This window comes from Bacillus sp. Bvel1, from assembly GCF_014872755.1.
Classification (GTDB): Bacteria; Bacillota; Bacilli; order Bacillales; family Bacillaceae; genus Bacillus; species Bacillus velezensis.
Genome location: NZ_JAAOBZ010000008.1, coordinates 56,589 through 69,877, shown reverse-complemented (window position 1 = coordinate 69,877; position 13,289 = coordinate 56,589). Strand labels below are relative to the sequence as shown.

Sequence of the window (13,289 nt, the reverse complement as noted above, 5' to 3'; positions counted from 1 at the left end):
TATAAATGAAGTCCAAGTACAATAAGATTTCAGTTGTCTTAATTCTGCTTACATTGGTATATGTCATTTATCTGACTTATATAAGCACAAATAATCTTTTAGTCGGCGCCACCATTTCTGAAAATAAACAGGGCGAAATTAAAATAAAAGATGTAGAAGATTTTACAATGGCATATTACGCCGGAGTGCAAAAGGGAGATATAGTAAAGAATATTAACGGCCAAAATGTAAAGTCAATTAATATTCAAATGAATAAGCTGAAAAATGTAAACTCGATGGTCGTTGATAGAAACGGTCATGATATTGAGATTAAGCTCAATTTATTTAATGATAGGAACTTCAGTACTTACTTAATACCGATAATTTTTTATGTAGTATGTTTATTTTGCTGCTTCTTCATCATCAAGATAAATGAAGAAAAAAACTTGAAATCTGCTTTGGTGCTAATTGTATTTCTTTTGTCTGCTTCAATCGCATATATCAGTGCTGGAGGATCGGCAAAAGGCGATTTGCTTAGCAGATGCATCATGTTGTTAACATTAATAACTGTACCTTTAAATTATCTTCTGTTTCTTTATCATTACTTTAAAGAATTAGGTACTGTGCTTTTCAGCAAAAAAGTTTTTGCTTTGTATTTATTTCCAACTATAAATATATTATTTGAATTATTTCGGTCGCGATTATCTTTTGGTGATTTTATTCCAAAATTTAATTTGATTTCGTTTTTTCTTCTTTTTTTGGTTGTAGCATATTACTTTATTGTTATTTTGAGAAGAAACAAAGATACTGACCAGGCACATATTATAAAGGTGCTTGTGGTTATAAATATATTGGCATTTTCGCCTTTTTTATGTCTGTATCTTATACCGTATGTATTTTTTAATGATTATTATGTCTCTTCTTTCTTAACAGCATCATTTATGCTGCTGATACCTTTTTCACTTGTATATCAATTCATGTCGAATAAAATATATAACGTTGATTTTATCTTAAGTAAGTTAAAATATTACGGCTTTTTAGCGTTAACCCCAACTATAATTCTGGTTACGACAATTGAGTTATTACGTGAGCCGGAAGAAAATTTTTACAATCTTAAACTGACATTTTTAATTTATATTTTAATGTTAGCTGTTTTTTATTATAAAGAAATACTCGATTTCCGGTTTAAATTAAAAAGGGTCTCTGAAAGATTCAATTACCAAGACAGTATTTATAAGTTTACCCAATTAATCAGAAACTCGTCTTCTTTAAATCAGGTTTTTGGAGAATTAAAAACCACCATTCTCGAAGTCACTCTTACAAGTAAAGTGTATATATTTGAAGTTACGTATGATGGGAATGTAAAGGCATTTGACGAAAGAGATTCAAGTTTGATAGATGATTATCAAGTGCTTTTAAATAGTGTTACTGTTGAAATAGGAAAAATAACGGAGTTTAATCAAGGTTTCGCAATGAAAGTAGGAGAACGGGGAGATAGATCATTCGTTGTTCTCTGTTTGTCTAAGATGAATACGCCCCGTTTATCACGTGAAGAAATTTCTTGGTTAAAAACATTATCTTTTTACGTTAATGTTTCAATAGAAAACGTGATGAAAATTGAAGAACTTATGAATCACCTTGAAGATTTAAAGAAACAGGAGACAAACCCGGTCTGGCTCAAAAAGCTGATGTTTACGATCGAGGAAAAGCAGCGTTCGGATTTGGCCCGTGATCTGCATGATTCAGTGCTGCAGGATTTGATTTCTTTGAAGCGCCAGTGTGAGCTGTTTCTGGCCGATTTTAAGAAAGAGGAGCCTTGCCAGTTAGAGGTGCAGGACAAGCTTCATCAGATGAATGAGCAGATGTCGGATGTCATTTTGATGACCCGGGAGACGTGCCATGAGCTTCGGCCTCAGCTGCTGTATGATTTGGGTCTGGTCAAGGCGGTATCCAAGCTTGCCGCGCAGCAGCAGGAGCGTGCGCCGTTTCATATCCGTCTGAATACGGGCCGGTTTACGGCGGCGCTGGATTTGGATACGCAGCTGAATTTGTACCGCATTATTCAGGAATTTCTTTCGAACGCCATGAAGCATTCACAGGCGAATGAGGTGCTGATTATGCTGATCAGCATTCAAAATAAAGTGATTCTGCATTATGAAGACGACGGTGTCGGCTGCAATCAGGAAGAAGGCGGCGGACAGTCGATGAGCATGGGTCTTTCGGGTATTAAGGAGCGCGTCCGTGCGCTTGACGGACGGATGAAAATCGACACAAGTGAAGGAAACGGTTTTAAAGCGGATATTGAAATGGAATTGTAACCATTTTATCACCAAATCGACTTGGCAGAAGCCAAGTCTTTTTAATAAAATGGAAATGAGTGAGTAAAAGGGAGGAAACCATGAAAAAGATACTAGTGATTGATGATCATCCGGCTGTCATGGAGGGCACCAAGACGATTCTGGAAACGGACACGAATCTTTCTGTCGATTGCCTCAGTCCTGATGCCAGTGAACAATTCGTTCTCCGGCATGATTTTTCAGCTTACGATCTCATATTAATGGATTTAAATCTGGGTGATGACATCAGCGGCATCGAGCTTTCCAAGAAAATCTTAAAAGAGAATCCTCTCTGTAAAATCATTGTCTACACAGGCTATGAGGTTGAAGATTATTTTGAAGAATCCATCCGCGCGGGCCTGCATGGCGCCATCAGCAAAACCGAATCTAAAGAGAAAATCATGCAATACATATATCACGTGCTCAACGGACAGATTTTAGTTGATTTCTCCTATTTCAAACAGCTGATGACCCAGCAAAAAACAAAAACGTCTTCTTCCCCTCAAAGTGAGCAGGATCGGTTAACCCCGAGAGAGCGCCATATTCTCCAAGAGGTCGAAAAAGGTTTGACCAATCAGGAAATCGCAGATGCGCTTCACTTAAGCAAGCGGTCGATTGAATACAGCCTGACATCCATTTTTAATAAGCTGAATGTCGGCTCCCGAACTGAAGCGGTGCTGATCGCCAAGTCAGATAACGTACTATAAATCTTGAAGGGAGAATGACCTATGAATCTGAACAATACATTGCTCGGCGCACTCGGTATTGAAATCACTGAAAACACGCCGGAGAGATGCGTGGCGGTGATGCCGGTGGATAAGAGGACGGTGCAGCCTTTCGGATATCTGCATGGGGGCGCGTCAGCAGCGCTGGCGGAGACTGCTGCAAGTGTCGGGGCCCAGCATTTTATCGACCGGTCGAAACAGGCGTGTGTCGGGCTTGAGATTAATGCCAATCATTTAAAGTCCGTGAAAGAGGGCGGAACGGTCACGGCGATAGCGGAACCCGTTCACACAGGCAGGGCAACCATTGTGTACGGGATTAACATTTTCGATGAACGAGAAAGGCTGATCTGTGTTTCCCGCTGTACGCTGGCTGTTATAACAAAATAAACAAACAGCCGGAACCCTGAATCGTCCGGCTGTTTGTTTTTACAAATATGAATCTTCTTTTCGTTTGATCACAAAGTTTCTGATCCCTTTGTAATCATCCTGAACGCTTCTTTTATCAAGCGCCGCTCCCGAATTGTACGCGGCCCTGCATATGAGGTGCGCTCCGACCGGCGCCGTCAGCAGGATAAAAATGATGCCGAGCAGTATTTTTACAGAAATTTCTCCGGTCAGCATCCACAAGTAGCCTAACACCCCGAGCAATACCAAATTAACGCCGAGTGTCGAGCCTTTTGAAGAGGCGTGGGCGCGCGTATACACATCAGGAAGCCTGAGTGTGCCGAAAGACGCGACCAGGCAGATCAGCGATCCCATCAGAATACAAACGGCGACGGCCCATTTAACGATTTCGATCATTTTCGATAATCTCTCCTTTCTCCAAAAACTTAGCAAAGGCAATCGTGCCGATAAACGATAAAATGCCGAGCAGCAGAATGATGTCCAAAAAGGCCGATGTGTTTAAGAGAATGGATACAAGCGCGGTCATGGCAATCAGATTAATGCCGATCCCATCAAGCGCGACGACCCGGTCCGGTATCGTTGGCCCTTTCATGACGCGAATGACGTACAGAAGAGTCGAAACCGCCATAATGCCGAGTGATAATTGCAGAATAAACGTAAACATCAGCGGCTCACCTCCTGAATGGCTTTCTCAAAAGAGACGCGGATGTCGTGGATCGCTTTCTCCGCATCTTCAATATCCATGGCGTGTATATAGAGAATCGACCGGTCATCGGAGATATCCATCACGAGCGTACCCGGTGTTAAAGTGATTAACAGCGAGAGCAGCGTGATCTCCCAATCCTCCGTCAATTCCGTCTTAAACGCGAAAATGCCCGGGCGGATGTTCAGTTTCGGCGCTATAACGGTTTTCAGCACGCTGACATTGGCCAAATATAGTTCCTTTATAAAGATCAGCACCAGTCTGATGACTGACCATATTTTCCAAATGTAAAACGGCCGCGAGAAGAAGCGCCGGAAAAAAAACAGCGCCGCCAAGCCTGCGATAAATCCGGTTATAAAACCCGCCGTGCTGAGGCTGTTTGTGAGAAACATCCAGCAAACAGCGAGAAGAACGTTTAATAATAGTTGAAAAGCCATGCCATCTACTCCTTCAAAACAGCTTCAATGTATTTTTCCGGATTCAGCAGATTCTCAGCCGTCTGATTGACATACGGTGAAACCCATTCGGTTCCGAGCCCGAACAGAAGCGACAAAAGGAGAAAAGCGGCTGCCGGATAAAGAAGTCCTTTTGCGGACCGTCCGCCTGCGCCGGGGATTTCTTTTTCTTCGCCCCAAAAAGCCGTCGTAAAAACCTTCAGCACCGAATAGAGCACAAGCAGGCTTGATACAAGAATCAATACGGAGAACAATGTTTCCCCCTTATCGAACCCGCCTTCCGCGATCTTCAGCTTGCCCACAAATCCGCTGAACGGCGGGATGCCGGCCAAAGATATGGCTGAAATAAAGAACATCCATCCTAAAACGGGATAACGGGTGATCAGTCCGCCCATTTTATGCAGGCTGGCAGTGCCTGTCAATGCGATAAGCGTGCCGGCAAGCATAAACAGCGCTCCTTTAATCAGCATATCGTGAATCAAGTAATAAACCGCTCCTTGAATGGAGGCCGGCGTGTTCATGGCAATGCCGAACAAAATCACGCCGACGGCTGTAATAATATTGTAGATGACGATTTTCATGACATCCGAAAAGGCGATAGATCCGATTACGCCGAATAGCACCGTCAGCATCGCAAGCCACATCATCAATTGGTGGGTAAAGCCCGTATCGTGAATAAAGATCAGGGTGAATACTCTTAAAATGGCATACAGGCCGACTTTCGTCAAAAGAGACCCGAATAAAGCCGAAATTGCAGCCGGCGGGGCGTAATAAGAGCCCGGCATCCAGAAATACAGCGGGAATATCCCGCCCTTTAAACCGAAAACGACGAGAAGAAGGACGCTGATCACGGTTATCAGCCCGGTCTGGCCCGATTCGCTTATTTTTACGCTTAGATCAGCCATATTCAGCGTGCCCGTCACCGCATATAAGTAACCGACGCCGATGACAAAAAACGCGGATGACACAATGTTAAACACGATATACTTCAATGATTCTCTTAATTGAATTTTCGTTCCGCCAAGCACGATCAGCATGTAGGACGCGATAAGCAGAAGCTCAAAAAAGACGTACATGTTGAACAGGTCACCCGTCAAAAACGCTCCGCTTACGCCGGCCAGAAGAAACTGCACCCCTGAATAATAGAAAGCGCGCTCCCTTTTTTCTCCGATGGAGCGGAAGGAGTACAGGGTGACGAGCAGCCCGATTATGGCGGTTGTCAAAACAAGCAGTGCGGCAAGCTGATCCGCGGCGAGCACAATGCCGTACGGCGCTTTCCAGCCGCCGAGTGTCAGCGTCTGAATCCCGTGTGTGAAAACCGTCTGAACGAGAGCGGCGCTGATGACGATGGAGACACAGGAAGCGGCAGTGCTGAATATCCGCATCAGCATCACGTGCCTGTTCATAAAAATCAGCAGCACTGCGGCAAGCAGCGGCACCAGAATAGGCAATATCACAAAGTTATTCATGTTGATCATTTCCCCTCATTCGATCCATATCGTCCGTTTTCAGTTCCTGATAGGCGCGAAACGCCATCACAAGCAGGAAGGACGTGACGCCGAACGAAATAACGATCGCCGTCAGTATGAGTGCCTGCGGCAGCGGATCGACAAAGGACGTGCTTTTTCCGCCCAGTATGGGGGGAGCGCCTTTTTTCAGTCCGCCCATGGTCAGGAGCAGCAAATGGACGCCGTGGCTCAAAAGCGCGGTGCCGATAATCACGCGCAGCAGACTTTTAGAAAGCAGCAGGTAGGTTGCCGCCATAAACAAAATACCGGCAATGACAGACATTAAGATTTCCACTATTCTTCCTCTCCAATCGTTTGAATAATGGTCATCGTCACGCCGACAACAACGAGATACACACCTAAATCAAACAAAGTGGCCGTCGCAAGCTCCGTATTCCCGAGCACCGGGAGATGAAAATGGCCGAATGTATGGGTGAGAAAGGGCGCTCCGAATAAGAACGAACCTGCACCCGTTGCAATCGCGATAAGCAGACCCGCGCCCGCCACATAAATAAAATTGACGGGCAAAATCGATTTGACGGTTTTTAAATCAAAGGCCAAAAGCAGCAGCACGATGGCCGAAGACGTAATCAGTCCGCCGACAAATCCTCCGCCGGGGGCGTTATGCCCCGATAAAAATAAATAGAAAGAGAAAAGCAGAATGATAAAAGATACAAGCTTCGTTGCCGTCTGAAGGATGATGTCGTTTGTTTTTGGCTGTCTCAACGCTTTTCTCCCTCCTCTGTTACTTTTGTTCTGATCATGCCGTAAATCCCGAGTGCGGCAATCGACAGCACCGTAATTTCAAACATCGTGTCAAATCCCCTGAAATCAACGAGGATGACGTTGACGATATTGTTTCCCCCCCCGAGCTTATGGCTGTAAGCGGTGAAAAAGGAGGAGATGCTGTCTTTTGTTTTTTCGCTGGAAGACGCGATTCCGAGCATTGTCACGATGACGCCGACACCGAGAGAAATGATAAAATTCGTCATCCGGAATGTTCTTGTCTTCTTTTTCCGCCGCATTTTCGGCAGATGGTAAAAACAAAGAAGAAACAAGGCGACGGATATCGTCTCAATGACGAGCTGCGTGAGCGCCAGATCGGGCGCTCTGAAAATCACGAAAAACAGCGCGAGTGTGTACCCGACAACACCGAGTGAGATAATGGCCGTCAGCCGTGATTTGGCGAACACAGTCGCAATCGTTGCGCTCACCATAACGAGGGACAGCACGATTTCATACAGGCCGATCTCAGCCATTCCTTTCGCTGTCATGGAAAAGCCGCCTTTCATGACGAACGCCGCTCCGATGAGAATGATAAACGACGCAAAGATATACAGCAGATAATCCCGCAAAAATCCGGTCATATAAGATGACGTCAGCTGGTAAGATCTTTTTTCCATACTGCCCGTCACCGCATCGTAAAGCTTGTTCAGCGTCAGTTTTTTCGGAAACAGACCGTACAGACGCTCCCATTTAGACAGCGTTACGTAACCGATCGTGCCGACAATGATGATGCCGAGGGTCATCATTACCTCAGCCGTCACCCCGTGCCACTGGGAAATATGGACATGGAATGTATCTCCGCCGGTTAACAGAGCGGGATAAATGGAGTTCATCGCCGGTTCAATCAGGCTGTAAGACAAAACGTTCGGGGCAAAAAACAGACTGACGGCGCAAGCGGCAAGAATCACCGGCGAAATCAGCATGCCGAGCGGAGCTTCATGCGGCGTCTTTTCAAGCTGATCCGTTTTGCGCGCGCCGCTGAACGTTCTGAAAAACAGCTTCATGCTGTAGATGAAAGTGAAGACGCTCCCGATCCATGCGAGAACGGGGAACAGCACGCCCCACGTATCCAGGCTGAAAATATCTGCATGAGCAATCCGCAGCATACTTGTAAAGAACATTTCTTTACTTAAAAAGCCGTTAAACGGAGGGAGACCGGCCATGGAAAACGTTCCGATCAGTGAAACGGTGAACGTTACCGGCATGAGCGCCATCAGGCCGCCGAGCCTGCGGATATCCCGCGTTCCCGTTTCATGGTCGATAATGCCGGCCGCCATAAATAAACTTCCTTTAAAAGTAGCATGGTTAATTAAGTGAAACACAGCCGCGGTGACAGCCGCCGTAAAATACTCTGAATGCTCATAATGAAGCGCGGCGGCTCCTGCGCCGAGCATCGATACAATCATACCGAGCTGGCTGACTGTGGAAAATGCCAGAATCGCTTTTAAATCGGTTTGTTTAATCGCATTAAAGGAAGCCCATACCATCGTGATCAGACCGACTGAGGCAACCGTCCAAAACCAGACGGGTGAAAAAGCAAAAACCGGACTGAATCTGGCAATCAGATAAATACCCGCTTTCACCATTGTAGCCGAGTGCAGATAGGCGCTGACAGGAGTCGGCGCCTCCATGGCATCAGGCAGCCAGATATAAAACGGAAACTGCGCTGATTTCGTAAAGGCTCCCAATAACAGGAGAACCATCGCCGGAATAAAGAACGGGTGGCCTGCGATAATATGCACCTGGTTGACCATTTCCCTGATACTGAAAGAATCCGTCATCAGATACAGCAGGATAAAGCCGCCGAGCATGCACAGCCCGCCGCCGACGGTAATCAGCAGTGATTTTTCCGCCCCGTAGCGTGATTTCTTCCGCTTATGCCAATACCCGATTAATAAGAAGGATGACAGGCTTGTCAGCTCCCAGAACATATAAAGCACGATGACGTTATCGACGAGCACAACGCCGAGCATCGCGCCCATAAACATCAGCAGGTACACATAAAAAGGGCCGAGCTTTTCTTTGTCCTTCGATAAGTAAAAAATACTGTAAAGCGTCACCAAAGAGCCGATGCCCGTAATCAATAAAGCGAATAACAGCCCGAGTCCGTCAATATAAACGGTATAGTTAATACCGAGGGACGGAATCCATTCGGCCGCATACCGGACGGTTTCTCCAGCCATTGTGACAGGGAGCTTGCTGATAAAGTAAACAAACAGCACAACGGGCACTATCAGCACAAACCAGCCTGTATGGACTTGTTTTACCCGTTTATAAAGAAAGGGAACGATAAATGCAAATAAAAAAGGCGCCAAAATCGCGAAATGTAACAGCTGCAACAGAAGACCTCCTTTGCTTGTTTTTTCATCAAGCAACTGCTTTATGTAAGAATGAATCAATCAATTCACGGTCATAGGACCCAGTACAAATTATATCGCACTTTTTTTTACCCTGCTACGGCATAATGTATTCCTCTTTGTGTTTTTGTGGTCTTTTGAACCCAAAATAAATTTATCAAATATCCGGATCTTTGTATATACATTTCTTTTTCAGATCAAGCTTTACAAAAGGAGCTGGTCAGATGAAGAGAAAGGCGGCGGCCTGTATTGGAATATTTTGTTCTATTATTGCAGGAACATTCATAGTTGATGATTTCTGCAAAACGCGGCAGCAGACGGAAGCAGATGATTGGGAGCATTTTTTTCTCGGTGCGGAATACGCAGAAGACAAGCTGAGTGCGGCTGAATCAATGCAAACGCCGTTTCAGCCGCGTGAGTATATCAGAATCGTATATAGATGAAAAGAGTTCCGGCACCAGGGTGCGGAACTCTTTTTGTGTGGCAATCAGCGTTTTCCTTTAATATAAGGGATGCCGTTGGCTTTAGGCGCATCCGCGCGGCCGATGAAGCCGGCAAGCGCGAGAATGGTCAGAATGTAAGGAGCCATCAGCATGTATACATTCGGAATGTCTTTGAACAGGGGCAAAAGCGAGCCGATAATGCTCAAACTCTGCGCAAACCCGAAGAACAGCGCAGCCCCGAGCGCGCCGATCGGATGCCATTTGCCGAAAACCAGCGCGGCGAGAGCGATAAAGCCTTGTCCGGAAATGGTGGAGTGCGTGAAATCAAGCGCGATCGTGGAAGCATACACACCGCCGCCGAGCCCGCCGAACAGCCCGCTGATCATGACGCCGATATAGCGCATGCCGAACACGTTGATTCCCATCGTATCGGCCGCCATCGGATGTTCCCCGACAGAACGGATGCGAAGGCCGAACGGCGTTTTGAATAAAATAAACCAGGAAACAAAGGCCAGTACGATGGCTAAAATCGACGTATAATATACGTCTGAAAAGAAAATCTTTCCTAAAACCGGAATATCGCTTAACCCGGGAATGTTCGTTTTGTAAAAGGGCTCCGGGATTTTATCAGTCTGCGCCTTTCCGTAAATCAGTTTGACGATAAACAGTGTCGCTCCTAACGCGAGCATATTGATCGCCACACCGGTTACCGTCTGATCGGCGCGGAAAGAAACCGCGGCAGCCGCGTGGATCAGTGAGAACAGTCCGCCGGCAATCATAGCCGCAGCCAGAGCGAGCCACGGAGCGGCGGCGCCAAGCTCGCGTCCGAAAAATAAGTTGAACATGACGCTTGTAAAGGCGCCGATAATCATCAGTCCTTCAAGACCGATGTTGACAACCCCCGATCTTTCAGAAAACACGCCGCCGAGAGCGGTTAAAATAAGCGGAGCCGCATATACGAGTGTTGCCGGAACAATAATGGATAAAATCTGCAGGAAGTCCACTTACTTCGCCCCCTTTTTCTTCAATTTATCAAGGATGAGACGGATGGCGTAGCTTGATGCCACAAACAAAATAATAATGGCGATGACGATGTCAACGACTTCAGAAGGCACCCCGGATTCAATCGGCATATTTAATGCCCCGACTTTAAGGCCGCCGAGAAGACATGCCGCCAGAACAACGCCGATTGCCGTGCTGCCGCCGAGAAGCGCAACCGCAATGCCGTCGAAGCCGACGCCGGTAAAGGCGCCCTTAACCGCCGCATATTGAAAGGTTCCGAGTCCTTCCATCGCGCCGGCAAGCCCTGCGAAGGCCCCGGAAATCATCATGGCGTACATCATATTTTTTCTGACGCTCATTCCGGCGTATTGTGCGGCGTGCTGGTTAAAGCCGACAGCCCGGAATTCAAATCCGCTTTTTGTTTTATGAATGATAAACCACATGAGGACTGCCGCAAACAGAGCGATCAGAATGCCCCAATGAAGGCGGGAGTAATCTGTCAGCTGCTCTAAAAACGGCGAGCGGAGCGACGCGCTTTCATGAATTTTGTCTGTTTTGTCCCGGTGGTCCGTCATGACATCGGAAATGAGATAATTGGTTAAATGAAGAGCGATATAATTCATCATGATCGTGACAATCACTTCGTGGACAAAAAAACGGGCTTTTAAAAATCCGGGAATCAGGCCCCAAATGCCGCCCGCAGCCGCAGCCGCCAATAACGAAAGCGGAAGGTGGACGTAAGCTGGGGCGTCAAAGGAAGCGCCGACCCACACCGCGGCGGTCCAGCCGACAAGGAGCTGTCCTTCAACCCCGATATTAAACAGGCCGGTCCGAAATGCGAATGCCACGGCCAATCCGGACAGAATATATGGCGTAATCTGCCGGATCGATTCCCCGATGTAATACACTTCACCGAAAATGCCGCTCCAAAGAGCCGAATACCCGCTTACGACATTGTAGCCGCTGGCGAGCATGATGACCGCACCCGCAGCTAATCCAAGGATGATCGCAATCAGCGGCACAGCCAGATGAGAAAGTCGATTAATCATGTGTTTTCCCCGCCTCCATTTGCTTACTTCCCGCCATTAAAAGTCCGAGCTCCTGCTCGTTTGTTTCAAGCGGATTGACGTTTGCGATGATGCTGCCTTCAAAGATGACGGCGATGCGATCGCTGAGATTCATTATTTCATCAAGTTCAAAAGATAACAGAAGCACCGCTTTACCGGCGTCACGCTGCTCAATGAGCTTTTTATGGACGAATTCAATCGCGCCGACATCGAGTCCCCGCGTCGGCTGGGCCGCAATTAAAAGATCCGGATTTCTGTCCACTTCCCGGCCGATAATGGCCTTTTGCTGATTCCCCCCGGAGAGAGCGCGCGCAGGCGTATATTCATCAGGTGTTCTGACATCGTATTCTTCAATCAGGCTTCGCGCTTTGTCATAAATCGTGTGTTTATTTAATATGCCGAAAGAAGAGTAGGGCTTTTGGTAATAACTTTGCAGCACGATATTTTCTCCGATCGGAAAATCAAGGACGAGCCCGTGTTTATGTCTGTCCTGCGGAATATGCCCGATTCCGGATTCAGTGACTTTCCTGGGCGGCATATTTTGCAGCTGTTTGCCGTTTAACGTAATCGTGCCGGCATTTGTTTTTCTGAGACCTGTAATGGCTTCAATTAATTCAGACTGGCCGTTTCCGTCAACGCCCGCAATGCCGACGATTTCACCGGCTCTGACAGAGAGGGAGAGCTGTTTGACCGCCTCAACGCCGCGCGCGTCTTTCACCGTTACATCAGAAAGCGAAAGCACTTCTTGTTTCGGTTCAGCCGGCTGTTTATCCGTCTTGAATGACACTTCGCGTCCGACCATAAGGCTTGCCAGTTCATCTTGATCCGTATGTGCGACATCAAGTGTTGTAATGCCTTTTCCTTTCCGGATGATGGTGACACGGTCGCAGACTTCCATAATCTCTTTTAATTTGTGGGTGATGAGGATAATTGATTTTCCTTCATTGACAAGATTTTTCATAATCTGAATCAGTTCTTGAATTTCGTGCGGAGTCAGCACCGCGGTCGGCTCGTCAAAAATGAGAATGTCGGCGCCCCGGTAGAGGGTCTTTAATATTTCCGCCCGCTGCTGCATACCGACGGAGATATCGGCAACTTTGGCTTCAGGATCAATGTGCAGGCCGTAACGGTCGGAAATATCACGCACGTCCCGGTCGGCGCGCTGTCTGTCAATTCGGCCGAAAGTTTTCGGCTCTTTTCCGAGAATGATATTTTCTGAGACGGTGAAGGTATCCACAAGCATAAAATGCTGGTGCACCATCCCGATGCCGAGATCGTTGGCTTTGTTCGGACTGTTGATGTGAACGCGTTCGCCACGCACCCGGATCTCGCCTTTTTCCGGCTGATACAGGCCGAATAAAACGTTCATGAGTGTCGATTTTCCGGCGCCGTTTTCACCGAGAAGGGCGTGTATTTCGCCTTTTTTCACTTGAAGCGTGACGTCATCATTGGCGACGATTCCGGGAAATTCCTTGCGTATATTAAGCATTTCAATGATATAATCCACCGATTTGTCGCTCCTT

Annotated in this window: 14 protein-coding genes; 4 read left to right on the top strand and 10 right to left on the bottom strand. The window is 46.8% G+C overall.

What is annotated here, in order from left to right; genetic code table 11:
* Nucleotides 1-5 precede the first annotated feature (5 nt).
* From HAP68_RS14660 to HAP68_RS14650, 3 genes are all read left to right on the top strand, one after another.
* Nucleotides 6-2,297 carry a sensor histidine kinase gene (locus tag HAP68_RS14660; protein WP_014305719.1) on the top strand — a complete coding sequence of 764 codons (2,292 nt, stop codon included), beginning with the start codon at nt 6-8 and terminating at the stop codon, nt 2,295-2,297.
* 80 nt (nt 2,298-2,377) lie between these two features.
* Complete coding sequence (comA, locus tag HAP68_RS14655) at nt 2,378-3,022, top strand: two-component system response regulator ComA (RefSeq protein ID WP_003152052.1); 645 nt, start codon at nt 2,378-2,380, stop codon at nt 3,020-3,022.
* Between the two features lie 21 nt (nt 3,023-3,043).
* Nucleotides 3,044-3,427 carry a hotdog fold thioesterase gene (locus HAP68_RS14650; protein WP_003152054.1) on the top strand — a complete coding sequence of 128 codons (384 nt, stop codon included), beginning with the start codon at nt 3,044-3,046 and terminating at the stop codon, nt 3,425-3,427.
* A 39-nt stretch (nt 3,428-3,466) separates the two neighbouring features.
* Here HAP68_RS14650 and mnhG read toward each other — a convergent pair whose 3' ends face one another.
* Genes mnhG through HAP68_RS14615 form a run of 7 tightly spaced genes read right to left on the bottom strand, consistent with a single transcriptional unit; the run spans nt 3,467 to nt 9,236 of the window.
* Complete coding sequence (gene mnhG, locus HAP68_RS14645) at nt 3,467-3,841, bottom strand: monovalent cation/H(+) antiporter subunit G (protein ID WP_003152056.1); 375 nt, start codon at nt 3,839-3,841, stop codon at nt 3,467-3,469.
* Nucleotides 3,825-4,109 (bottom strand): Na(+)/H(+) antiporter subunit F1, encoded by a 285-nt coding sequence (locus tag HAP68_RS14640; RefSeq protein WP_003152057.1) that lies wholly within the window; start codon nt 4,107-4,109, stop codon nt 3,825-3,827. Before HAP68_RS14640 ends, mnhG begins: the two co-directional genes overlap by 17 nt.
* Nucleotides 4,109-4,585, bottom strand: a complete 477-nt coding sequence (locus tag HAP68_RS14635) for a Na+/H+ antiporter subunit E (RefSeq protein ID WP_003152059.1) — start codon at nt 4,583-4,585, stop codon at nt 4,109-4,111. Before HAP68_RS14635 ends, HAP68_RS14640 begins: the two co-directional genes overlap by 1 nt.
* Before the next feature lie 5 nt (nt 4,586-4,590).
* On the bottom strand, nt 4,591-6,072 hold the full coding sequence (locus tag HAP68_RS14630; protein WP_014305717.1) for a Na+/H+ antiporter subunit D: 1,482 nt from the start codon (nt 6,070-6,072) through the stop codon (nt 4,591-4,593).
* Nucleotides 6,065-6,406 carry a Na(+)/H(+) antiporter subunit C gene (locus HAP68_RS14625; RefSeq protein WP_003152063.1) on the bottom strand — a complete coding sequence of 114 codons (342 nt, stop codon included), beginning with the start codon at nt 6,404-6,406 and terminating at the stop codon, nt 6,065-6,067. The genes HAP68_RS14630 and HAP68_RS14625 overlap by 8 nt, the downstream gene beginning before the upstream one ends.
* The gene (locus HAP68_RS14620; protein ID WP_003152066.1) at nt 6,406-6,837 is read right to left on the bottom strand and encodes a Na(+)/H(+) antiporter subunit B; all 432 of its coding nucleotides are present in this window, start codon (nt 6,835-6,837) and stop codon (nt 6,406-6,408) included. The genes HAP68_RS14625 and HAP68_RS14620 overlap by 1 nt, the downstream gene beginning before the upstream one ends.
* Nucleotides 6,834-9,236 (bottom strand): Na+/H+ antiporter subunit A, encoded by a 2,403-nt coding sequence (locus tag HAP68_RS14615; protein WP_024085739.1) that lies wholly within the window; start codon nt 9,234-9,236, stop codon nt 6,834-6,836. The genes HAP68_RS14620 and HAP68_RS14615 overlap by 4 nt, the downstream gene beginning before the upstream one ends.
* A 242-nt stretch (nt 9,237-9,478) precedes the next feature.
* Here HAP68_RS14615 and HAP68_RS14610 point away from each other — a divergent pair, with 242 nt between their 5' ends.
* Nucleotides 9,479-9,697, top strand: a complete 219-nt coding sequence (locus HAP68_RS14610) for a hypothetical protein (RefSeq protein WP_003152069.1) — start codon at nt 9,479-9,481, stop codon at nt 9,695-9,697.
* 44 nt (nt 9,698-9,741) lie between these two features.
* Here HAP68_RS14610 and nupQ read toward each other — a convergent pair whose 3' ends face one another.
* The 3 genes from nupQ to HAP68_RS14595 are packed head-to-tail and all read right to left on the bottom strand — an operon-like array spanning nt 9,742 to nt 13,273.
* Entirely contained in the window at nt 9,742-10,701 is a 960-nt protein-coding gene (gene nupQ / locus HAP68_RS14605; RefSeq protein WP_003152071.1) for a guanosine ABC transporter permease NupQ, read from the bottom strand.
* Nucleotides 10,702-11,748 (bottom strand): ABC transporter permease, encoded by a 1,047-nt coding sequence (locus HAP68_RS14600; RefSeq protein WP_003152073.1) that lies wholly within the window; start codon nt 11,746-11,748, stop codon nt 10,702-10,704.
* Nucleotides 11,741-13,273 (bottom strand): ABC transporter ATP-binding protein, encoded by a 1,533-nt coding sequence (locus HAP68_RS14595; RefSeq protein ID WP_024085738.1) that lies wholly within the window; start codon nt 13,271-13,273, stop codon nt 11,741-11,743. The genes HAP68_RS14600 and HAP68_RS14595 overlap by 8 nt, the downstream gene beginning before the upstream one ends.
* Between the last annotated feature and the right edge of the window lie 16 nt (nt 13,274-13,289).

Bases quoted from the DNA above. Each gene is read 5' to 3' on its own strand.
- comA (WP_003152052.1), top strand. From the start codon at position 2,378: ATGAAAAAGATACTAGTGATTGATGATCATCCGGCTGTCATGGAGGGC.
- HAP68_RS14640 (WP_003152057.1), bottom strand. From the start codon at position 4,109: ATGTTTACGTTTATTCTGCAATTATCACTCGGCATTATGGCGGTTTCG.
- HAP68_RS14630 (WP_014305717.1), bottom strand. From the start codon at position 6,072: ATGAATAACTTTGTGATATTGCCTATTCTGGTGCCGCTGCTTGCCGCA.
- HAP68_RS14635 (WP_003152059.1), bottom strand. From the start codon at position 4,585: ATGGCTTTTCAACTATTATTAAACGTTCTTCTCGCTGTTTGCTGGATG.
- mnhG (WP_003152056.1), bottom strand. From the start codon at position 3,841: ATGATCGAAATCGTTAAATGGGCCGTCGCCGTTTGTATTCTGATGGGA.
- HAP68_RS14660 (WP_014305719.1), top strand. From the start codon at position 6: ATGAAGTCCAAGTACAATAAGATTTCAGTTGTCTTAATTCTGCTTACA.
- HAP68_RS14650 (WP_003152054.1), top strand. From the start codon at position 3,044: ATGAATCTGAACAATACATTGCTCGGCGCACTCGGTATTGAAATCACT.
- HAP68_RS14610 (WP_003152069.1), top strand. From the start codon at position 9,479: ATGAAGAGAAAGGCGGCGGCCTGTATTGGAATATTTTGTTCTATTATT.
- HAP68_RS14600 (WP_003152073.1), bottom strand. From the start codon at position 11,748: ATGATTAATCGACTTTCTCATCTGGCTGTGCCGCTGATTGCGATCATC.